General features: G+C 61.5%; 19 protein-coding genes. 13 read left to right on the top strand and 6 right to left on the bottom strand.

The window, feature by feature from the left end:
• The first annotated feature begins 100 nt into the window (after positions 1-100).
• From DIC75_RS08070 to DIC75_RS08040, 7 genes are all read left to right on the top strand, one after another.
• On the top strand, positions 101-826 hold the full coding sequence (locus tag DIC75_RS08070; protein WP_250987516.1) for a hypothetical protein: 726 nt from the start codon (positions 101-103) through the stop codon (positions 824-826).
• 37 nt (positions 827-863) lie between these two features.
• Positions 864-1,616: a carboxypeptidase-like regulatory domain-containing protein gene (locus tag DIC75_RS08065; RefSeq protein ID WP_250987515.1), complete on the top strand. Its 753-nt coding sequence runs from the start codon at positions 864-866 to the stop codon at positions 1,614-1,616.
• Between the two features lie 11 nt (positions 1,617-1,627).
• Positions 1,628-3,259, top strand: a complete 1,632-nt coding sequence (locus DIC75_RS08060; RefSeq protein WP_250987514.1) for a hypothetical protein — start codon at positions 1,628-1,630, stop codon at positions 3,257-3,259.
• Positions 3,256-3,798: a hypothetical protein gene (locus tag DIC75_RS08055; RefSeq protein WP_250987513.1), complete on the top strand. Its 543-nt coding sequence runs from the start codon at positions 3,256-3,258 to the stop codon at positions 3,796-3,798. The genes DIC75_RS08060 and DIC75_RS08055 overlap by 4 nt, the downstream gene beginning before the upstream one ends.
• Positions 3,795-4,886 carry a DUF4367 domain-containing protein gene (locus DIC75_RS08050; RefSeq protein WP_250987512.1) on the top strand — a complete coding sequence of 364 codons (1,092 nt, stop codon included), beginning with the start codon at positions 3,795-3,797 and terminating at the stop codon, positions 4,884-4,886. Before DIC75_RS08055 ends, DIC75_RS08050 begins: the two co-directional genes overlap by 4 nt.
• A 474-nt stretch (positions 4,887-5,360) precedes the next feature.
• Positions 5,361-6,035 carry a hypothetical protein gene (locus tag DIC75_RS08045; protein ID WP_250987511.1) on the top strand — a complete coding sequence of 225 codons (675 nt, stop codon included), beginning with the start codon at positions 5,361-5,363 and terminating at the stop codon, positions 6,033-6,035.
• A gap of 157 nt (positions 6,036-6,192) precedes the next feature.
• Entirely contained in the window at positions 6,193-6,897 is a 705-nt protein-coding gene (locus DIC75_RS08040) for a hypothetical protein (RefSeq protein ID WP_250987510.1), read from the top strand.
• A 105-nt stretch (positions 6,898-7,002) separates the two neighbouring features.
• On the opposite strand, the gene DIC75_RS08035 is transcribed toward DIC75_RS08040, so the two are convergent.
• From DIC75_RS08035 to DIC75_RS08015, 5 genes are all read right to left on the bottom strand, one after another.
• Positions 7,003-7,962, bottom strand: coding sequence for a TolB family protein (locus DIC75_RS08035; protein WP_250987509.1), 960 nt, complete (start codon positions 7,960-7,962; stop codon positions 7,003-7,005).
• A 910-nt stretch (positions 7,963-8,872) separates the two neighbouring features.
• Positions 8,873-9,196, bottom strand: a complete 324-nt coding sequence (locus DIC75_RS08030) for an SHOCT domain-containing protein (protein WP_250987508.1) — start codon at positions 9,194-9,196, stop codon at positions 8,873-8,875.
• Positions 9,193-9,642, bottom strand: a complete 450-nt coding sequence (locus DIC75_RS08025; protein WP_250987507.1) for a DUF6325 family protein — start codon at positions 9,640-9,642, stop codon at positions 9,193-9,195. The genes DIC75_RS08030 and DIC75_RS08025 overlap by 4 nt, the downstream gene beginning before the upstream one ends.
• Positions 9,643-9,726: 84 nt before the next feature.
• On the bottom strand, positions 9,727-11,175 hold the full coding sequence (gene cls, locus DIC75_RS08020; protein WP_250987506.1) for a cardiolipin synthase: 1,449 nt from the start codon (positions 11,173-11,175) through the stop codon (positions 9,727-9,729).
• 15 nt (positions 11,176-11,190) lie between these two features.
• The gene (locus DIC75_RS08015) at positions 11,191-11,730 is read right to left on the bottom strand and encodes a small multi-drug export protein (protein WP_250987505.1); all 540 of its coding nucleotides are present in this window, start codon (positions 11,728-11,730) and stop codon (positions 11,191-11,193) included.
• A gap of 427 nt (positions 11,731-12,157) precedes the next feature.
• Between DIC75_RS08015 and DIC75_RS08010 the strand changes: the two genes are divergently transcribed.
• Complete coding sequence (locus tag DIC75_RS08010) at positions 12,158-13,558, top strand: sugar porter family MFS transporter (protein WP_250987504.1); 1,401 nt, start codon at positions 12,158-12,160, stop codon at positions 13,556-13,558.
• Positions 13,559-13,747: 189 nt separating this feature from the next.
• Here the strand turns inward: DIC75_RS08010 and DIC75_RS08005 are convergent, their stop codons facing one another.
• On the bottom strand, positions 13,748-15,220 hold the full coding sequence (locus tag DIC75_RS08005; protein ID WP_250987503.1) for an MFS transporter: 1,473 nt from the start codon (positions 15,218-15,220) through the stop codon (positions 13,748-13,750).
• A 334-nt stretch (positions 15,221-15,554) separates the two neighbouring features.
• Between DIC75_RS08005 and DIC75_RS08000 the strand changes: the two genes are divergently transcribed.
• From DIC75_RS08000 to DIC75_RS07980, 5 genes are all read left to right on the top strand, one after another.
• Positions 15,555-18,308 (top strand): MGH1-like glycoside hydrolase domain-containing protein, encoded by a 2,754-nt coding sequence (locus tag DIC75_RS08000; RefSeq protein WP_250987502.1) that lies wholly within the window; start codon positions 15,555-15,557, stop codon positions 18,306-18,308.
• 125 nt (positions 18,309-18,433) lie between these two features.
• The gene (locus tag DIC75_RS07995) at positions 18,434-18,985 is read left to right on the top strand and encodes an HdeD family acid-resistance protein (protein WP_250987501.1); all 552 of its coding nucleotides are present in this window, start codon (positions 18,434-18,436) and stop codon (positions 18,983-18,985) included.
• 223 nt (positions 18,986-19,208) lie between these two features.
• Positions 19,209-19,628: a hypothetical protein gene (locus tag DIC75_RS07990; RefSeq protein WP_250987500.1), complete on the top strand. Its 420-nt coding sequence runs from the start codon at positions 19,209-19,211 to the stop codon at positions 19,626-19,628.
• 186 nt (positions 19,629-19,814) lie between these two features.
• Positions 19,815-20,183 carry a DUF5518 domain-containing protein gene (locus DIC75_RS07985; RefSeq protein WP_250987499.1) on the top strand — a complete coding sequence of 123 codons (369 nt, stop codon included), beginning with the start codon at positions 19,815-19,817 and terminating at the stop codon, positions 20,181-20,183.
• A 132-nt stretch (positions 20,184-20,315) separates the two neighbouring features.
• A complete protein-coding gene (locus DIC75_RS07980; RefSeq protein WP_250987498.1) occupies positions 20,316-20,996 on the top strand; it encodes a TMEM175 family protein in 681 nt (226 codons plus the stop codon).
• The last annotated feature ends 14 nt before the right edge of the window (positions 20,997-21,010 follow it).

Raw genomic sequence — 21,010 nt, 5'->3', positions numbered from 1 at the left:
TGGTGGAGGAGCAACCGTCTGTAACAGGACGGCGGCGAATCGTCGCCGTCTCGATCGGCACGGCGGACGGCGGCCGCCTCATTGCCGGGAGCGTCGCCGCATGAGAGACCGGTGGCTCGCGCTCGGCATCGTTATCGTGGTGGTGTTCGTCCTCTGGCGTGCCTCCTATGTCCCACCCGGCTACGAGACGATACACTACGAGGCCGTCCCGGTCCTCCCGGTGGAACAATACAACCCCCCGCTCATCGAGACCTGGGAGGCGATGGAAGAGCAGATCCCGTTCGACAACCGGACGGCGAGGTCGCCGCTGCTCGTCATGGATTTCGACGCGAACGGCTCGTTTACCTGCATCCAGTTCAGTTTCTTTGCCGATATGGAGGATGAACCCTGGGTCCACTCCGCCTTCGTCCTCAGAAACGGGAGCGCCTACCTCTCGTCCCAGCGGCTCGATTACCGCCCTCCTCACGCGCACCCGCTGGCGAGCCTCGCCGCTGCCGATGACATCCCGTTCGACGAGATCTTCTACGGCAAAAAGGGAATGAGCCTGAAGGTCTTTTACCACGAGCAGAACAGGACCTACGACGACACCTACAAAAACATCTACGCCATCGAGAACGGGACGCTCCGGCCGCTGGAGTTCATCTCCTTTGCCACGACGGAGGTCTGGAACACCATCGAGATCTACCCGAGGGACCCGCCGGACGAAAACCGGACGCCGACCGCCATCGACGAGGACCCCCGGGCGCTGGTCGTCTTTGCCCCCCGGGAGATCGCCCTGGCGGAGAGGGTTGTGTACGCGGAAACGGACGGCACAGAAAGGGTATAAACGATCCCTCCCCATCGCTCTTTCAAGGAGCCGGACTATGACACGAAATATTCTGACGATCCTCTGCATCCTCGTGCTGCTTTCTGCGGCCGCAGCCCCGGCGAGCGCCGGGGAGGAACCGGTCGAGACCTCGACGTTCCTCTCCGTCACCTCCCCAAAGCAGTACGATACGATATGGAGCGATCTCGTCCCGCCCGAGGTTACGGTCACCGGCAGGGCCGAGGCCTCGAACGGGATACGGGACGTGGTGGTCGAGAGCAGCGCAGGTACGGTCTCGTGCGGGAACGCGACCAATTTCGCCTGCACCGTCCCGGTCGCGGAGGGGAACGAGACGATCACCGTGACCCTGATCGACAACCTGGGGAAGACTACCGAGGCGGCATTGCGGATCTACGTCAACGTCGACATCCCCCCGCCGCCGCGGATCTATGTGATCGGGACGGTGAGGGACACCGACGGCCACCCGGTTCCGGGCGCAACGGTGAGGTTCGAGTCCACCCTCCCGCTGTTCGGCGCACCGTACCCCGTGACGACAGAGACCGCCGGCGACGGCGGTTACCTGATAGCGAACGCGTTCGGCTACGGACAGAACGTATCGGTCGAAAAGGACGGCTACCTCCCCCTGCACCGGGAAATCTCCTTTGAGAATACCACCAACAGGCTCGACCTGGAACTGGAGCCGGAGCCGCCCCAGGCCCAAACCGCGCCCGGGTTCTCCGCCTGGATGGGCATCCTCGCGCTCTCGGGCGGGCTCTCGGCCGTCCGTGCGGGGAGGAGGCATAAGGGGTGAAAGCCGATCCCATGAAACATCTACGAGCCATCCTCTGCATCCTCCTCCTCTCCGGCCTGTTCGTCCTCACCGCGGCGGCTGCCGAAACCCCCCGCCCGGCCGGGAGCCCGGTGAAGGCGCCCGTCGGCCGGATCGAGATCGACGACGCGGTGAAACAGGCGACACCCTACTACGTCATGCTCGTCGGGACCGATGACGAGCGGGAGAACCTGCTCGACTACATCGACTGTTCCCCCCGCTCCGCTGAAGAGAAGGAGGCGCTGAAGGAGTCCCTCCGTGAGATCTGGCGGAAATACCCGGTGGTGCGCGAGATCGAGAGTGCGGTTACCCGGATCGCGTTCGACCCGGCGGTGGGCCGGAGCCCGACCCTGACCAATGAGGAGAACGCTGTCCTCGCCGGGATCTCGGGGGCCATGGCGGAGGCGTTTGCCGCCACGCCCACGGGCACGCAGGCAACCTGGTATGACCTCTCCATCTGGCTGATCAGGACGGACGGGCAGGGGAACGAGGTCTGGAACCGGACCTGCCCCGCCGGGGATAGTGCGGACGTCGCGTCAGTGCTCCAGGTGGACGACGGGGGATACCTGATCGCCGCGAACACAGGGTTCCGGGATGCCCTGCTGCTCAGGACGGACGCCGACGGCAATGAGGTCTGGAGGAAGACCTACGGCGGGCCTGACTGGGACAGCGCGCGTGCCGTGGTCGCGACCGATGATGGAAACTACGTCGTCGCCGGGAGCACCGGCTGGACGCCGGAGAAGGATACGCGCAGCGCCTGGCTCTTCAAGGTCGCGCCGGACGGCCGGGAGGTCTGGAGCCGGACGTTCCCGGGGGACGGGCTCTTCTCGACGGTCGACCTGACCGCTGACGGCGGGTTCATCCTCGGCGGGAAGAGGACGTCCGGGACCGACAACGCCTGGCTGGTCAAGGTCGACCGCGATGGGTTCGAGGAGTGGAACCGGATCATCGGTGGCAACGGTTCCGGGCTCGTGGACAGCGTCATATCGACCCCGATCGACGGCGGCTACCTTGTCGCGGTGAGAAAACCCTGGGAAGCGGCACGTTCCGGGACCGTGCCGGTCCGGGTATTCCAGACCGATCCGTCGGGGGAGGTTCTCTGGACGAAGACGCTTGACGGGATGGACGGCGGCACCGGCGCGATTCTTCTTGAAGTGCCCGGCGGAGGTGCCGTCGGCTACCTCGTCGCCGGCGGGGCGTTCCGCCCCGGAAGCGATCTCCCTGGCCTCTGCCTCATCATGATCGGCGGGACCGGGAATGTCGCCTGGACCGTGATGCCGGGGATTCCCGGCGGCCCCCTCCTGGTCACGTCGGCGGTCGCGCCGTCTCCGGGCCGGTATGCCTTTACCGGCACGGTCTACGCCGGCGGGCCGCACGACGGGTGGCTGGTGCTCCTGGACCATACGGGGAATGTCACCGCTGCCCGTTCGTTCGGCGGTGATGCGACCGACGACATCTCGGCCCTCGCTGCGACGGCCGACGGCGGCTATATCCTCGCCGGCACGACCCGGTCGTTCGGGGAGAACGGGTGGACGGCGCCCGCCCACGCCCCGGGATTCGGGGCGCTCGCGGCGACGGCCGCCTGCGGTATCGGGCTCCTGCGCCGCGGGGGGAAGCGGGGATGAAGACCGGCCCGCTCATCGCCGCGAGCGCGGTCTTCTTCTTCCTCTGGGCGGTCATGCCGGTGACGCTCGCATCCCGCGGCGCCATCGGTTCCGGGAGTGTGATTATCCTGCTCTCACTCGTCTCGCTCGCCGGGTCGGTTCAGTTCCTGCGGGCGATGCGGCGGGAGTCGCCCCGGTGGTTCTGGGGCATCCCGTTCGCGGCCGTCTGCACCGCTCTTGCGCTCTGGACGGGAATCACCCGGTGGGTCGTGACGGTTCCCGATATCGGGAACCATGTATTCCTATTCCTGCTTCCTCCGGCGGCAGCATTGTTCTTCTACTCTTTCCCGGACGACTGCCGGAACGGGGTGCGGATGCCGATCGCCGTCTCCGCCCTTGTCAGCGTGCTGCCCCTCATCCTGGCCGCTAACGCGTTCTGCACTCTTGTTCCCGGGACGCCTGTGCCGGGTTTCATGGCGATTGCCATGGTCTTGTATACTCTCCTCCTCATGCCGCTCGTCGGGCTGCTCCTCGTCGTGGCGGGGGTGGCCTGTAAATGAAGTATTTAGCAATCGCGCTCCTCCTCGCCCTCGCCTGCACCGCCGGGTGCCTCGGCACCGCCGCGGATCCGCCGCCGGCGGACGAGATCGCCGCCCGGTTCGTCGCCGCGGAAGAGCAGGCGACGGACTTCTCCGCCACCGTAGCGATAACGGCCGGTTCCGAGAACGTCACCGTCAGGCTGCTCCGGAAAGGCCCCGAGAACTACCGGCTGGAATACCTCGAACCCGCGGACCTCGCGGGAACCATCGTCGTCTCGAACGGCACCCGGAAGTGGCGCTACGACCCGGTAACCCGGACGGCGCTGACGGTCGCGGGGCCGTATATGAAAGCCGCCTTCTCCGAGCCGCAGTACCCCGGCTGGGCGGAGGGGGTCCGGGGGTATATGGAGACGGTCGCGGAGTCGCTTGCGGAGCGGAATGCCTCGTACCTGGGCACCGAGACTGTCTGTGGGCGCACCGCCTATCTCCTTGAGGTTGCGGGCGGATCAAGACTCTTTGAAGCGCCCACCCGCTACCGGGAGGCGGTGCACCGGTTCACGGCATGGATCGACGCCGAAACCTGGCTCCTTCTCAGCGTGGAGATGTATGGCAAAGACGGGAACCTGATCCTCTCTGCCGAATACACCGATCCCTCGGCGAACACCGGGCTCCCGGACGACCTCTTCGCCTTCGATCCACCGACAGGCGTCGAGGTCCGGCCGATGCCGACGGCTGCGATCACACCGCTCTTTTTATGGAGCACCGACGACGTCCGGCGCTATGGTGCGGCGATGCCGTCCTACCTCCCGGAGGGGTACGTCTTCGCGGATGGGACGCATCTCCCCGGCGCCTACACCACACTCCGGTTCACGAACGGCAGCGACGAACTGGAGTTCGTGCAGCGGCTCTATGACCCGTACCGGGCGGAGGCAGTCCTTCCCGGCACGCCTGAATCGGTGCCCCTCTCTGGGGGCCGGGAGGCCGGGTATGTCTCTGCCGACGGGAGGGATCAGCTCCGCTGGAGTGCTGGCGGTTACTCGTACCGGATCACGTGCGGCATGCTCGGCCGGGACGAACTGATGCGGGTGGCGGAATCGGTGGGGATGTAAGGGCTGCGGGCGGTTCTGGGGGCCTCGTGGAAATTCAGTTGCGTTTTCGATTGGCAGGCACAATGTGCGTAGCGCCAAACCCATAAGGTCCCCGGCACTCTCCGGGAGTGACGAGCCCTTTCCGGCGCGCCCCTCATGATGGGTAGCCTTCCCCTGGATGAGTATTCCGGATGAATGGATTTCCCGGGAGTTTCAATCACAATAATCTCTTAAATGAGTCGGTCTCCCTTCAGAGCAAATAGGAGAAGTAATGTAGGAGTTCAGAAGAATAGTTACCTGTCTCCAATGGAAATCTCCCACGGCATCGAACTGTTCCTTCGCATCTTTCTCGCGTACTTGCTGGTGGAGTTCGTTCTCCGGCCCGCATTTCCGGCAAAGGATCGGTCCGGGAACAGCTGGCGCTCCGGGCACCTGGTTTGCCATGCCTTCGCAGCCGGTTTACTGACGTTTCTCTTTGTCAATCTCTGGAACGTCATGTTTGTTCTGAGAGATCCGTCGTCACTCCCGGAGTTCCTTCCTCAGTTCCGGAGCACCCTCCTGTACGCCTTTGTCCTTGTTACGGCAGCGCATTTCGTCATCGACGGCGTACTGCCCGACCTGATAGCGAGCCTTCGAAAGAGGACGGCCCGCGTGCGAGATCCGGATGATGAGGGCGCAATGCCTGAACCTGTAGGGTGGCTTTTTATCGCCCACCTGGCCGTTCTCTTCATCGTTCTGGCGCTGCTTTCACAGACTCCGGTCCCCTATCCGTCCGACAGCCCGGGCGGGGTTATCCGGATCTGGGTCGTCATCGTCGCGTATCTCCTGGTCCTCCGGCCCGGCGGGATCCTGGTCGGGAGCGTAACCCGGTCCTGGCGGAAAGATATAGCCGCTTCGGAAGAGGATGGATTGGATCATGCCGGCCGTTTGATCGGATACGTCGAGCGGGTCCTGATCGTGACGTTTATCCTGGTGAACGAGTACACGGCTATCGGGTTCCTCATAGCAGCAAAAGGGCTTTTCAGGATCAACGACGCGAAGCGATCCGAGTACATCATCGTGGGAACGATGGTGAGCTTCGCGATCGCGGTCCTTATCGGGGCGGCCGTCGGTTACCTGGTGTGCCAGGGCGGGATCGAGCAGTTCGTCCAGTACCTGTCAAAACTTTAGACCTGGACCCTCCGGCTCCAATCTCAATCGTGGGGTTGCCGGGGGTGCATGCCCGGACTATGAATACGGATCTTGTATGAGTATAATTGCTCATTCTGGTAATGTATGAGTTAATATACTGATAATTTCTTATTATGAGTAGATATCTTCATATCTGATGGCCGACAAGGAACCATGCAGAGAAGGCGACGATGGCGCCATGACGGAGAGAAGAGTTTACGCGGTCCTCACGGGGGATCTGGTCCGTTCCCGGGAGATCAAAAACGCATACGGTGAAGAGTGCATGCGCCGCCTGAAGGAGACGCTGGCGGAGATCGGGAAAGACTACGTAGCGCCGTTCTCGATATTCCGCGGAGACAGTTTTCAGGGCGTCTCTTCAAACCCCGGGGAGGCGCTCAAAGATGCGGTCCTCCTGCGCCTCAAGTTCATCGCCGGGTTCGATCGCGACAACAGCGCTCTCCGGCTGGATGCACGAATCGCGGTCGGGATTGGAACCGTCCGCTACCTGCCGGGGGACGGTTTGGCCGGAGAGGGGGACGGCGAGGCATTCCGGCTCTCCGGCCTCGAACTGGATGCCATGAAGAAAGCCGGGCGCGGTATCATCGTAACAACCCCCTGGGAGGACTTCAACACGACGCTGTCGATCTTCTGCGACGTTCTGGACAGGATGATCGACGGCTATACGAAGAGACAGGCCGAAGCCGTGATGCTGACACTCGAGGGGCTCACGCAGAAGGAGATCGGGGACCGGATCGGCACCAGCCAGTCTGCGGTGTCGTATCGCCTGAGGGGGACGGGTTATGATACCATCCAGAAGATCATCGAATGGTATCGGTTGCAGATCCGGGAGCAGTTGGACTAACTGTGCTGATTCTCGGAATATAGCATTACAAAGACGTAATGCCTGGGACTGCTCTGAAAAAGAGGTTTTCTTGGGATTTTCGGTACGCACAGATCATCGAATTTACTATATTGCTCCTGCCGGTACCGGGTTAAGTTGTACTAGAGAAGTCTGTACCGGAGCAGGCGACGGACCCCCAGGCACCTCCGCGGTATAGATCTCCCACGGGCCGGTGTTGTTGCCCATCCAGACGATCGTTCCTTCGGAGATGTCCGGGTAGGTCTGTTGATACGGGTCCTGGGTGACCGGCGTTTCGACTCCGGTGCTGATGTCGTACAGGTAGATGTCAAGGTTTCCGTTCCGCCAGTCCGAGTAGACCACGTGGTTCCCGTCGACCGCGACCGCATCAGGATTTGCGGATTCACTGGTTATCTGCGTCATGTTCTCTGCCAGTACGTCATAGAGGTACACGGCGGTCTGATTACCGCGGGCGTTGATCCAGGCGACGTAGTTGCCGTCACTCGAGACATCAGGAAAACCATCGTCACCCGAATCGCCCAGAAGCCTTGTTCTTGGCTGCTCAAGGGTCAGTACCGCGATGTCAAGGTCTCCTTCCTCGGTTTCATTATCCCCCCAGATTATCGTGTTTCCACCAATGTCGGCCCAGAGCTGCAGATAGGGATCGGCGGTCACGGTCGAGATGTTCCCGCTTGTAATATCATAGATATATACGTCGCCCAATTCGTCTCCATCTATCCAGACAACGTAGTTTTGTGAGACACCCGGGAATCCGGGCGCCCCTGAACCGTCCGTCACCTGTTGCAGATTTCCTGAGGCGATGTCGTAGATGAACAGAATATCCCCTTCTGCCTGCGGACTTTCGCCCGTCCACACGACGCTGTTCCCGTCGGTGGCAAGTTCGTACGGCAACTCGAGAGGAATCGACGCTGCATCGGATATGGTTGAAGTGTTTCCCGATGTGCTGTCGTAGAGCTGCACCGAGGCCGAACTGTCGTCAACCCAGACGATATAGTTCCCTGATATCGCTGGGAACAGCTTATCCCCCGGGCCGCTTGAAACCTGCACCCCGGCACCTGTCGAAGCGTTCTCCTGAGGCAGCGTCGCTGGCGTTTGCACAGGTGCGATTGCCGGTGGTTGCGGTTGTACAGGCACGATCGTCGGCGTTTGCGGTTGCGCTGGTTCGGTCGTTGGCATAAGCGTTGGCATTGGCACCTGCGTGGTTTCAATTGTCGGCGTTGGTGCAGGCGGTTGCGTGGGCCCGGCCGTTGGCACCTGCGGAGGTTCGACTACCGGCGGCTCCGGAAGTACGCCTACCGGCGGTCGCGTAGGCGTTGGCGTAGGCGGTTGCGGAGGTTCGACCACTGGCGGTTGCATGGGATCCACAGGAGGTATCTGTGCCGAAGCGAATCCCGTCACAAAAATAATGGCGACGATGGCGGCGATCATCGCCCTCAGTGCTACACGTTTCATACACTTCACCTTCATTCGATTGCTGCCCGCTGTTCCTATCCTGTAAGATAGGAGGGCCCTGTGCATGCGACCACGAGCCCGTGTGCGGCCTTCAGCGATTGATGAACGGTGAGATCACTGTTTCCCGGGAATCTTCTCTGCGCCGGGTATGCGCATCTCTCGTGACGGTTTTTAAATGAGATGATCTGTCCTGCAGGCGATGCCGGATGAAATTATCCACGGTATTGCTGGTCCCACGCCGCGGCGTGATGGATGGAGGGATATATAAGGGTGACTGCACCTGCCTCACCCGTCCCGGCACACGGAGGAATGCAGGGGAGGGGCTGGAGAGTACGGGTGATGTGGCCCTGGAGAATCCCCGATGGGCATCATACTCTCTGGCAGTCGCCCCGTGGGCTCAACCGCGGCGCTGGTTCCGGCCGTCCCGCCGACAGACGGCCCTTCGCACTCCACCGGGCATTCCGGGAGCCAGCCTCCGTACCCGAAAAAAGTGAACCTCGCAATCCTACTGAGCAAGGATCTTCTGCTTCTCCTGCTGGAACTCTTCCTCCGTCAGGGCGCCCATCTGCTTCAACTCGGCGAGTTCCCTGAGTTGAGCCATCTTCTCCTCCTGGGTTATGCCTGTTCCGGCAGGCGCCTGCACCTGCTCCTCGTATGACGCCGCCTGCACCTGCTCTTCGTATGGTGCCGCCTGCTGCGCTTGCGTTGCTTTCTGCATCTCTTTCTGCTGTATCCGCTTATTGACAGCGTGGGAAGTAGCGGTGGCCGTTCCCGCGACCACTGCAGTACGGGCTACGGTGCCGATAAGGCCCGGGCGGCCGCCTCTCATGGTGCCACCTCCAGTGCTTCCTGCTCTTCGGGCTTCCATGCCAGCGCGGCATCCACCCTCTCTTTTTCGATACGTTCGCCCGCGATCACCCGTCCGTTGGCGTTCAGGACGGCGTCGCGGAACCTCGTCGCCCATACGTGCTCGAAGAGGAGCAGCGCCACGGAACTGTTGTTCTCCATGATCCCGCTGACCTTCTCGATATCCTCTTCAGCGAAGAGCGTGCTGGCATCCCGTGCGAGCGGGGCGAACGCTTCTGCCGCATCCTTCTGGAGATCCTTGAGTTCCATCACGCTGACGTTGCCCCGATCGTCTTTCCTCACGAAGACCTGGTCGATGATTCGGATGACGCCCGCGTCGATCACTTCACGCAACGCCGGGATGATCTCACCTTTGAACTGGTTTCCCGGAAACTCGATGACCATGTATTCTACCGGACCAAGAGACATAACGCACCTCGAGAGCAGGATGCCGGTTCGACTATATAACTCAACCTGCTGCATGACATCTGTGTGTATCGCATCCGCGCACCCTCATCCGAGGGGCGAGAAGAGCCGTGATATCGACTCCTTGATCCGGATCCGGCGGGACCGCTCGCGATACCACTCCTGTGTGATCTCGGTGCTCAGGGCAAGATCCTGTAGAAAGCGCTTCTTCACCTCCGCCCCGACGGCCGCATCGTAGAAGAAGGCGTTTGCCTCGAAGTTCAGCCGGAAGCTCCGCACGTCCCAGTTCGCGCTCCCGACCGATCCCGCCTTCCCGTCCACAACGATGGTCTTGGCGTGGATGAAGCCGTTGTCGTAGGTGTAGACCCGTACGCCGCTATCGAGCAGGTCGGCGGCGAAGGAGAGGGTCGCCCAGTAGACGAAGGGATGGTCCGGCTTGCAGGGGATCATCAGGCGGACATCGACGCCGGAGAGGGCCGCGAGGCGCAGGGCATCCGAGATGCTGTCGTCGGGGATGAAGTAGGGGGTCTGGAGGTAGACGGACTCCCGGGCGGCGTTGATCAACTTGATGTAGCCCTCCTTTATCGGGCTACGGCGGGTGTCCGGGCCGCCGGAGACGATCTGGACGGCAGTGGTGCCGCCGCCGTCCTGTTCGGGAAAGTAGACCGGGTCGGCTCTCAGGTACTCGTTGGTCGTGAAGTTCCAGTCGAGGAAGAACCGGAGTTGCAACATCTTCACTGCCTGTCCCGTGATCTTCACGGCAGTATCCCGCCAGTAGCCGAGGGGGCCTTTGCCCAGGTACTCGTCCCCGATGTTGAACCCGCCGATGAAGCCGATCCTGCCGTCGATGACCGCGATCTTTCTGTGGTTGCGGTAGTTGACCCGATAGATCGAGGGGAAGAAGACGCCTATATAACCGCCTGCATCCGTCAGTTCCCGGAATGCCGCCCGCGACCCGCCCCCGGCCCGGGCTCCCAGGGCGTCGAAGAGCAGCCGGACCTCAAGGCCTTCTTTTGCCTTCGCGGCGAGCGCGTGCACGACCTCCCGCCCGAGTTCGTCGTTGTTGACGATGAAGTATTCCAGGTGGATGTGGTGGCTTGCGTTCCTGATTGCGGCGAACAGGGCCTCGAACTTCTCTTTTCCGTCCGTGTAGATCTCGATCCGGTTGTCCTGTGTCAGGAGCGCACGGTTGCTCCGGAGAAGTGCGAGAATTACGTCGCGGTACTGTTCCGCTTCCGGATTGGAGAGCCAGTACTGCCCTTCGAGAAGTCTCCGGTGCTGCTCCTCGAAGATCGACCCGAGGGTGGCGTCGTCCTTCTCTTTGAGGGTAAACAATCGCTGCCTGGTGTAGTTCTGGCCGAGGAACAGGTACAGCACGAACCCGATCAGCGGCAGGAAGAAGAGCACCATCAGCCAGGCCAGGGTCGCAGTAGGGTTTCTCCGCTCAAAGAAGATGACGACGACCGCAAAGATGGTGTTGAGGAGGTAGATGATGCCCACAACAAACGACCAGTCCATACCGACGACCCCGGACATGCTATCCCGCTCGCATCAGAAGACCACCCGGACGAACCCGAGCGCCACGAGCAGGAGGAAGCCGGTGACGAGAATCCATCCCAGCGTGACGAAGAAGAGCGACTGGAGTTTGTTCCAGCGCAGAAGCCACCCGATGACGACGCTGGAGTAAAGGCCGATCACCGGGAGCGCGGGGAGGACGATGAGCGTGACTGCGCCGTACTTATGTAGAATAGGGTACCTGGCCATCTTCTCTTCCGTGCTCTTCGTGAAACGCCGGACTCTCTCCGACTGCTCGGCAAATACATCCAGGATCTCGTAGATGGCGAGGACGATCCCGAGCTCCACGAATATCATGACGACCAGAATGAACACGGGATTCAGGCCGAGCCCCAGGCCGACAAAGGCGGCATTTGCCTGGAGAAGGAGGGTGGAGACGATCAGAGAAAAGACTCTCCCGGTCGGGACGGAGAAGAGAAGGCCGAGGAGTACGGGGATCAGGGTGGCGAAAACGAACGCGATGGCGATTGCCCGAAACCCTTTCCGGATTCCATCAATCGCCTTAGATCTATCCATTGTTCCACCCGGACGCCGGGGGAGGGACGAGCCCCGGAGTTCTTGCAATTCCGGCATGCCACAGGATGCGCACTCCGGTATATGAACCTTGCTCCGGAGCGTATCATCACCGCACGTGTCCGGGAGCACGGCGCCCCCTGCACCGCGGGGCAGCGTATGCACCGTCTCCGGCTTTGCGGGAACGCAGCCCCCTATGGGGTGGCGCAGGTTTAAGTACCTGAATTGCAACTGGATGCGATGCAATCTCCGGCAGTCTCCGATGACGGAGCATCCCTGTTGTTTCACGAAACCCCGCTTCTCCCGGGGGCGGGGTCCGTCCTCATCCCTCTCGACGACCCGATGCTGAACCCCTCTCATCCCGGCCCCACATATCGGGTTCAGCAGAAACCCCGTATGTCGCGGACCCACAGCCGAGGGGAGGATCCCTATGGCGCCTGAACCCGACCGGATCACAGGGCTCGTCCTCGTCGTCGCCGCAATTGCCGCCGTTGCCGGGATCCTCTTCGGGTTTGATACCGGCGTCATCTCCGGGGCGATCCTCTTCATCAACGAGGAGTTCAGCCTTACAAGCGTCACGACCGAGGTGGCGGTGAGCGCCGTGCTGATGGGTGCGATCATCGGGGCGCTCTTCGGGGGGCCTCTCTCGGACAGGGTGGGGCGCCGCAGTTCCATCCTGGCCGCATCGCTGATCTTCATCGTGGGCACGTTCGTGGTCGTCCTTTCCCCTCTCTTCTCCATATTCATCGTCGGCAGGATCCTGATCGGGATCGCCATCGGGGTGGCCTCGTTCGTCGCTCCTCTCTACATCTCCGAGATTGCGCCTGAGAGTATTCGGGGCGCACTCGTCTCGCTCAACCAGCTCCTGATAACGGTCGGCATCCTGATCGCCTACGGCGTGAACTACTACTTTGCGGCGGCCGGCGACTGGCGGGCGATGTTCCTCGCGGGAGTGATACCGGGCACCGTTCTCTTTATCGGCATGTTCCTGATGCCCCGGAGCCCCCGGTGGCTGATGTTTGTGAACCGCCGCGACGCCGCCGCAAAAGTCCTGCAGAAGATCCGCGGCACCGCCGACGTATCGGAAGAACTCGATGAGATCGAGAGGGGCGTGCGCACGGAAGGGGCGGGCACGTGGTCGGACCTGATCGCGCCTGCTGTTCGGCTCCCGCTGCTTCTGGGGGTGGGCCTCGCGATCCTCCAGCAGGCAACCGGGATCAACACCGTCATCTACTACGCCCCGACCATCTTCCAGTTTGCCGGCCTCGCGGAGGCGACCGCCTCGATCGCCGCGACGGTCGGGATCGGCATCGTGAACGTCCTGGTGACCCTCATCGCCATCTGGCTCGTCGACCGGGCGGGACGCCGCCCGCTCCTCCTCTGGAGCCTTGCCGGCATGGGCATCGCCATGCTGATCCTCGGGATCGGGTTCGCCCTCGAGAACAGCGGCGCCGGAGGGGCGGCCGTCTCGCTGGGGCAGATCACCGCGGTGAGCCTCATCATCTATGTCGCCTCCTTTGCGCTGGGCCTCGGGCCGATCTTCTGGCTGCTTATCGCCGAGATCTACCCGCTCAGCGTGCGGGGACTGGCCATGAGCCTCGCGACGGTTACGAACTGGGCCGCGAACTTCATCATTGCAGCGACGTTTCTCTCGCTGGTGGATCTCATCGGGGAGTCGGGGGTCTTCCTCCTCTACGCCCTGGTAGCCCTCCTCGCGTGGCTCTTCGTCTTCAAGCTCGTGCCGGAGACGAAAGGGCTGTCTCTCGAGCAGATCGAGGCCTACTTCCGGTCCCGCGGACGTCCGGGCGGAGGGAGTGGACTGAAGAGATGATCCCTCGGTAATCGCGCCCGATGAAGGGTTGATGATCTCCCGCACTATCTGCAGGTCCGCCCGGGGATTGACTGTAAGAGCCCTTATTTTTGCGAGTCCCTACAATGGGCTACGGCCGGCAAAAACGGAGGGCTCCGACGAACCCACCCTGCCATGCCCCTCTCGGATAGCCAATCAGGCGAGGTCGGGTCAGGGCTCCGGGGCCTCGGGCACCGGGGTGGCGGGCAGCATGAACGCGGCTACGAGGCCTATACCCGCAAACACCACCAGAACCACCAGGGCGAGCGCGTAGCCCAAATTCCCGATGACCAGGCTGGAGACGATGACGGTTCCTGCAATGGCCACGCCGAGCGAGGAGCCCAGGTTCGAGACACTGCGTGACAGGCCCGAGATCTCCCCCTGATCCTCTTCAGGAAAGCTGGACTGCACGACGGTGACCGAGGATGTCAGCATGACCCCTACGCCCAGACCGACCAGAAAGAGGCCCGGCACGAACGTAAGGACGGGGGATGTTTCTCGTACCAGCAACAGCAGGAGGAAGACGCCGGCTACCGTCACGATAAACCCCGCCCGGATCAGCGTTGCCTGGGAATACTTCCGCGCCAGCCTGCCCGCGGCCATCGAGGAGAGCAAAATACCGATCGTGGCCGGCGTAAGGATCAGACCGGTCTCGATCGCGTTGTAGCCCCGCACGGTCTGCACATAGACGGAGACCACAAAGGAGAGGCCTAAGAGGACCAGCCACTGGATGTTCTGCGTGATGAGGCCGAGGTTTGATGTGCGGTTCTTAAACATCCTGGTGTGCAACAGAGGCTCCTTGCCTGCCCGTTCCATGGATCGGATATGCCAGAAGAACCAGATCAGTAAAATCGCTCCGATAAGCACGAAAACCCATACCGGCGAGATGCCGCCTTCCGGGATCACGACCGTATTGCCGATGACGAAATCCTGGCTGGCCTTAAACCAGCCGTACGTCGAGGCCTGCAGGATGCCGACCACCACAAAGAAGAGTCCCGCCGCCGAGAGGATAGTTCCGACGATGTCGAAAGCGGGTTTCTCGCCCTGCACTCCCGGATCAACGATCTTCCGGCTCTGGATGATGATTATTCCGACAACAAGAGCCTGCACGACAAAGGCTGCCCGCCAGCTGATCGCGGTGGTGATGATCCCGCCGACCAGGGGACCTGCTGCCGCCCCCACGCCGCCCGCCGCACTGATCGCACCGAAGGCGCGGGCGCGTGAGGTGAGGTCGGGAAAGAAGACGGTTGCGAGGATATACACGGGCGGGATCAGCAGCGCGGTCCCGATGCCTTCGAGGAGCGAATAGCCGAGGATCAGGATCCCGAGCCCCGGCGCCGCTGCCGCTATCAGTGCTCCCACCCCGTAGACGAGGAGGCCTCGCCTGAAGAGGTACGTGCGGCCCAGGATATCTGTCAACTTGCTGCCGGGGATCATGAGGGCTGCCATGGTGAGCGTAAAAACGGCGATGGTCGTCTGGACGCCGCTGACCGTCGTCCCCAGGTCGGTGGCGATGTTGGTTATGGCCACGTTCATATTCGAAGCAGCGTAACTGCAGATGAACTGGGCCAGCGCAAGCGGCAGGAGCACGCCCTGTGGGGTTGCCGTTGATGTCCGGGGAGCCGGATCTGGTTCACTCTCCATTCTATCAGCCCTCGAATCGAGTGCATCAGACGGACCCGGTGTATATAAATGTAATCGTCCGGCATTTTGCCGGGTAGTGTACCCTTCGTACGGGAAAACAGGGGGCCGGTCCGGCGGCAGCGGCAAAGGCTTCTTGCGGTCCGCCTGCCGTACCGGTTAAGGTGTCCTCCTGCCCTGCTTCCTCATCCGGCATTCCCGGACGGGCCGTGGGTCATGAGCTGGAACCGCCGGGTCTCACGAAAACGGGAGATCCAACGCTGTATAGTGCCATCGGGGCAACTCGAAATTTGATTCTTCGAAAAATATATTATGTACCGGATGGTCTGGCCCACGCATGACACCTGTGACGTTTGTGGCCAATGTACCTGAGGGACAGCGGCTGCTCGAGATCCGTAACAACGGCGTGCCCTGGCGCCGGTGGGGGCCCTACCTGAGCGAACGGCAATGGGGAACGGTGAGGGAGGACTATGGGGGGGACGGCAATTCCTGGGCCTACTTCACGCACGATCAGGCACGGTCCCGCGCCTACCGGTGGGGGGAAGACGGGATTGCCGGCATCTCCGACGATACCCAGCTCCTCTGCTTTGCGCTTGCCCTCTGGAACGGTGCCGATCCCATCCTCAAAGAACGGCTCTTTGGTCTGACCAATGCCGAGGGGAACCACGGCGAGGACGTGAAGGAGTACTACTACTACCTCGACAACACCCCGTCGCACTCCTACATGAAGTACCTCTACAAGTATCCGCAGGCAGCATTCCCGTACAACGACCTCGTTGCCACAAACCAGCACCGGAACCGGTACGACCTGGAGTACGAGCTCATCGACACCGGCATCTTTGCCGACGACCGGTATTTCGACGTCTTCGTGGAATATGCCAAGGAGTCTCCCGAGGACATCCTGGTGCAGATCACCGTGCATAATCGCGGCCCACAGGAGGCGTCCCTCCATCTGCTGCCCACCCTCTGGTTCCGCAACACCTGGTGGCAGGGAAATGGTGTGGAGAAACCAACCCTTCAAAAGACGGAGGGCCCGCCAGGGACCGGCGTGATCGCGGCCAGCCATCCGGCGCTGGGTGACCGGTATCTCTACTGCGAAGGTGAGGTCCCTCTTCTCTTCACCGAGAACGAGACCAACACGGAGCGCCTCTTCGGGACGCCGAACTCCTCGCCGTTCGTGAAAGATGGTATCAATAACTCCATCGTCGAGGGACGCACCGATGCCGTGAACCCGGAAGGTTCCGGGACCAAGGCTTCTGCGCACTATCGGTTAACTCTCGGTCCGGGAGAAGTGCAAACGGTACGGCTGCGGCTGAACCAAACCCCGCCCTCCGGGGAAAGCCCTCTCTTCGGGAGCCCCTTTGAGAATCTGCTCTCACAGCGAAAGCAAGAGGCGGACGCATTCTACGACAACATCACCCCTCCGTCGGTCGGCCCCGATGCGGCGAACGTGATGCGCCAGGCGCTTGCCGGCATGCTCTGGACGAAGCAGTACTATCTCTATGAGGTCGACCGCTGGCTGGAGGGGCACGGTTCAGGCCAGCGGTCCTCCATTCGGAATAACTCGTGGTTCCACATGGTGAACGCCGACATCATATCCATGCCCGACAAGTGGGAGTACCCGTGGTATGCGGCATGGGACCTGGCATTCCATACCGTTGCCCTTGCCATGGTGGACCCGGACTTTGCCAAAAACCAGCTCGACCTGATGCTCCGCGAGCGTTACCTGCACCCGAACGGCCAGATCCCGGCCTATGAATGGAACTTCAGCGACGTCAACCCTCCCGTGCATGCCTGGGCCGCCCTGTTCATATACCGCACGGAGAAGGAACTTCTCGGCGCGGGGGACGTGGAGTTCCTGGGGAGGATGTTTCAGAAACTGCTGATGAACTTCACCTGGTGGGTGAACCGCAAGGACCGCACCGGCCAGAACGTCTTTGAAGGGGGGTTCCTCGGCCTCGACAACATCGGGGTCTTCGACCGCAGTGCACCCCTGCCCACGGGGGGATACCTGGAGCAGGCCGACGGGACGGCATGGATGGCCCTTTTCGCTCAGACCATGCTGGATATTGCCGCCGAACTCGCGGTCCACGATCCGGTCTATGAAGAGATGGCGACCAAATTCTACGAGCATTTCGTCTGGATCGCATCGGCGATGAACAGCCTGGGTGAGAACCAGGAGGGGATGTGGGACGAGGAGGACGGTTTCTACTACGACCTCCTTCGCCTGCCCGATGGGAGCGCGACACGGCTGAAGGTGCGGTCCCTGGTGGGGCTGCTGCCTCTCGCTGCCAGCACGGTCTTCACCCGGGAGATGATAGATCAGATGCCGGACTTCATAGAGCGGGCACGATGGTTCAACCAGTACCATACGCGTATGGCGTCCACCGTCTCCAACATCGGCCAGCCCGGCGTCGGAGGACGACTCCACCTTTCGCTGCTCACCGAGGAGAGGCTGCGAAGGGTTCTTTCGCGAATGCTGGACGAGAACGAGTTCCTGAGCGACTACGGGATCCGGTCCCTCTCCCGTGCACACCTGCACGACCCCTATATCTTCATCCAGAATGGGCAGGAGCACAGGGTGCAGTACCTGCCGGCGGACTCCGATTCGAGCATGTTCGGGGGGAACTCCAACTGGCGGGGGCCGATATGGTTCCCGATGAACATCATGCTGATCCGGGCGCTGTTAAACCTGTACGCGTACTACGGGAACGACTTTACAGTAGAATGCCCGACCGGATCGGGGAACCGGATGAACCTCTACCAGGTGAGCGAGGAGATTGCACGGCGCCTGACCGGGGTATTCCTCCGCGATGAGAGCGGCCGCCGCCCGGTCTTCGGCTACGCCCGGAAGTTCCAGGACGACCCCCACTGGCGCGACCACCTCCTCTTCTACGAGTACTTCCACGGGGATAACGGGGCCGGGATCGGTGCCAGCCACCAGACCGGGTGGACGGGGCTCGTTGCCCGGATCATCCAGTTGTTCGGGTATATGGGCCCTGAACAGGTACTGGGGGAGGAAGCGCGGAGGCTCGTCTACCGGAAGGAGGGATCTCCTCCCCGACCGGTAGAGGGGCCTGCTGCCAGATAACAGGTGCACCGGCCCGGAAAGACGGCCGGCCCGGCGGATGCGGGCAGTACTCCGCCGGACCGGGCCGGGCAGATGAGGGGAGATACCTATATAAGGTGGTAGCGAGCCCTCCGCACGGTGTTGTTATGGTTAACATGCAGTTCGGTGCCGGCTCTCCCGAGACCGGCGCTGCTCTGGCTCCGCCCCGCTGGCTCGTGCTGCTGCTCGGCATTATTGCGGTCCTCTTTGGCGTTCTCTTCTTCATCTACCCGATCCCGACGTTGGAGTTCCTTATCATCCTCCTCGGCTTCTACTGGTTGTTCAACGGTATCGTCGTGTTCATCAGCCTGTTTACGGACAAAACCGGCCGGGGCTGGAAACTGCTGGTCAGTATCCTCGGCATCGTTGCAGGAATCCTCGTGCTCGCCTATCCTCTCTACAGCGCAATTCTCATCCCGACCGTCTTTGCCATCATCATCGGCGTGGAGGGGCTCATCATCGGGGCGGTCTACATGGTGCAGGGGTTCTCCGGTGCCGGGTGGGGTACGGGGATCCTCGGCATCTTAAGCATCATCTTCGGGCTGATCCTGATCGCAAACCCGCTCGTCGCCGCTGTCGGCCTGGTGCTGCTCCTTGCGGGGCTCGCCATTGTCGGCGGCATCGCGGCGATCATCCTTGCTCTTCGGATGCCGGGGTGATGGAAGCGATCCGGGGAGGAGCCGGATCAGTGTTCCGGATGTGCAGGCACGACCTCCCCTTCTCTTTGCCTGTAAAAATGTATCCTGCCGCTGTTTTCTCCGGGATGAAGGGATATGAGAGCGTCGTTGTGTAACACCCTGTTCGCCGCAATGCATTGAGGTAATTATATATAATTCATGCTATCATTCGGCTCCGGGCAGTTATTCTGCTCAGGAGATGGGTATGAAGAAAACGGGAGTATTCTTGATCTTGCTGGTCCTCATCCTGGCCTGTGCCGGCGCCGGATGCGTCCAGCCGTCCGAGGAAGAGGCGGAGACGCAGCTCTGCCAGGACCTCACAGAACTCGGAGCAGCGCTTGAGAGTATGGAGAACACCAGTCTGAGGACTTCTGTAGGAGATATCCGGGATGGACGAGACCAGGTCCAGTCCGCCATGGAGGGTGTCAGGGAGTCTGCAGGCCAGCTCGCCAACGTCCGGGTCGACGATCTCAACGCGGCCTATGAAAACCTCAATCAGGCTGTAGAGGACCTTCCCGACGATGTGACCGTCATTGAAGCCATACAGACCATCCGTCCGCAGATACAGGCCGTCCGGGCCGAGCAGCAGAGCCTTTACGATGACCTGAACTGCACGGCGCAGTGAGCGCCGCGAAGACTGCTGCAGCAGGATACGTGAGGAGAGATCTGACGGGTATCGGAAGGGGCGGTCGATTCCCATACCCGCCGGACGCACATAGCATGACCGCATCTTTCTAATGCGAACGTTCATGTTCTTGCCCCGTAGCGGCATCCAACCGGATACCGTTGCGGGAACATGGAGGAACGATACATGCGTAAAGAAGATCCACGGACGTTCTGGATCGGAGTGATCGTCGGACTCATTGTCGCGCTCGTCATCACGTACGTGATAGCGATCGGCGGTGCGTTTGTCGGAGGTATTGTTGCGGGCTGGGTTGCCGGGGGAGGAGGAAGAAAATCCAGGCAAATTGGAGGAAAAGCAGGCGTGTTTACGGGCCTCCTGGATGCACTTGCCCTGGCAGCGGTCATTGCAGTGCTGGGCATCGAGGCCGCCCCGGGCGATCTCGCCCTTCTTCGCTTCCTCGGATCGACGCTGCTCATCACGCTGATGCTCTTCCCGGTTCTGGGCTTCGTCGGCTATCTGGGAGGGGTACTGGGAGGAGCCCTGAAGGAGCGGTGAACGCCACTTGTGGATATGAAGGGATTCCATTCGATCGACGTGAAATGCGTCATAGACCGTTCACGGGAGACGGGCCTCACGGCGATGGTGTGGAGAGGACTTCGTGTATTCATGCCGGCGTGAAGGTGAGGAATGATGGCTGCCCGCGATGAGATTCCGAAGACGTCCCGTCGAGATCGCCTGACCGACATTCTTCCTACCGACCGGCTGAGTGCGTTTGCCGACGGAGTCTTCGCGATCGTCATCACCCTGCTCGTCCTCGAAATTCCCGTGCCGGAAGCCACCGAAGACCTGCTGTGGGCGCTTCTCGAAGCGTGGCCCGACTTCCTCGCCTACATCATCAGTTTCGCATTTATCGGCGGGTTCTGGATCACGCACACATCCATCACCCGGATGACAGCACACGAAGACGGCGTTACAGTCCGCATGACGCTCGTGATGCTCTTCTTCGTCTCTCTGCTTCCGTTCTCCACGAGCCTGATGGCCACGCACCTCATCGGGCCAGGCTCCCGTCTGGCGGTGTTCATCTATGGGTTGGACCTGTTCCTCGCGTCGCTCATGCTGGATCGGATCATGGACTACCTTATCCGGCGTCCGGACCTCCTCATCGACGGCTTTGCAGACACGGATCTTCGGGGCCTGGAGCACCGGCGGCGATACGGCATCGTGCTCGATGGAATCGGGGTGCTGCTCGCACTGTTCCTGCCCCGGGTGGCAATCGCAATATACATCTCCGCGGCGATCTACTTCATTCTCCAACCTCTGTTCTTCCTGAGAACCCCCATGCGGTCTCTGGAAAAGGAAGGGCGGTGAGGGCACTGTCCACA

This window comes from Methanoculleus oceani (genome assembly GCF_023702065.1).
GTDB classification, from domain to species: domain Archaea; phylum Halobacteriota; class Methanomicrobia; order Methanomicrobiales; family Methanoculleaceae; genus Methanoculleus; species Methanoculleus oceani.
Note: the sequence above shows the minus strand (reverse complement) of the source record. Positions and strands in the feature narration are given on the sequence as shown.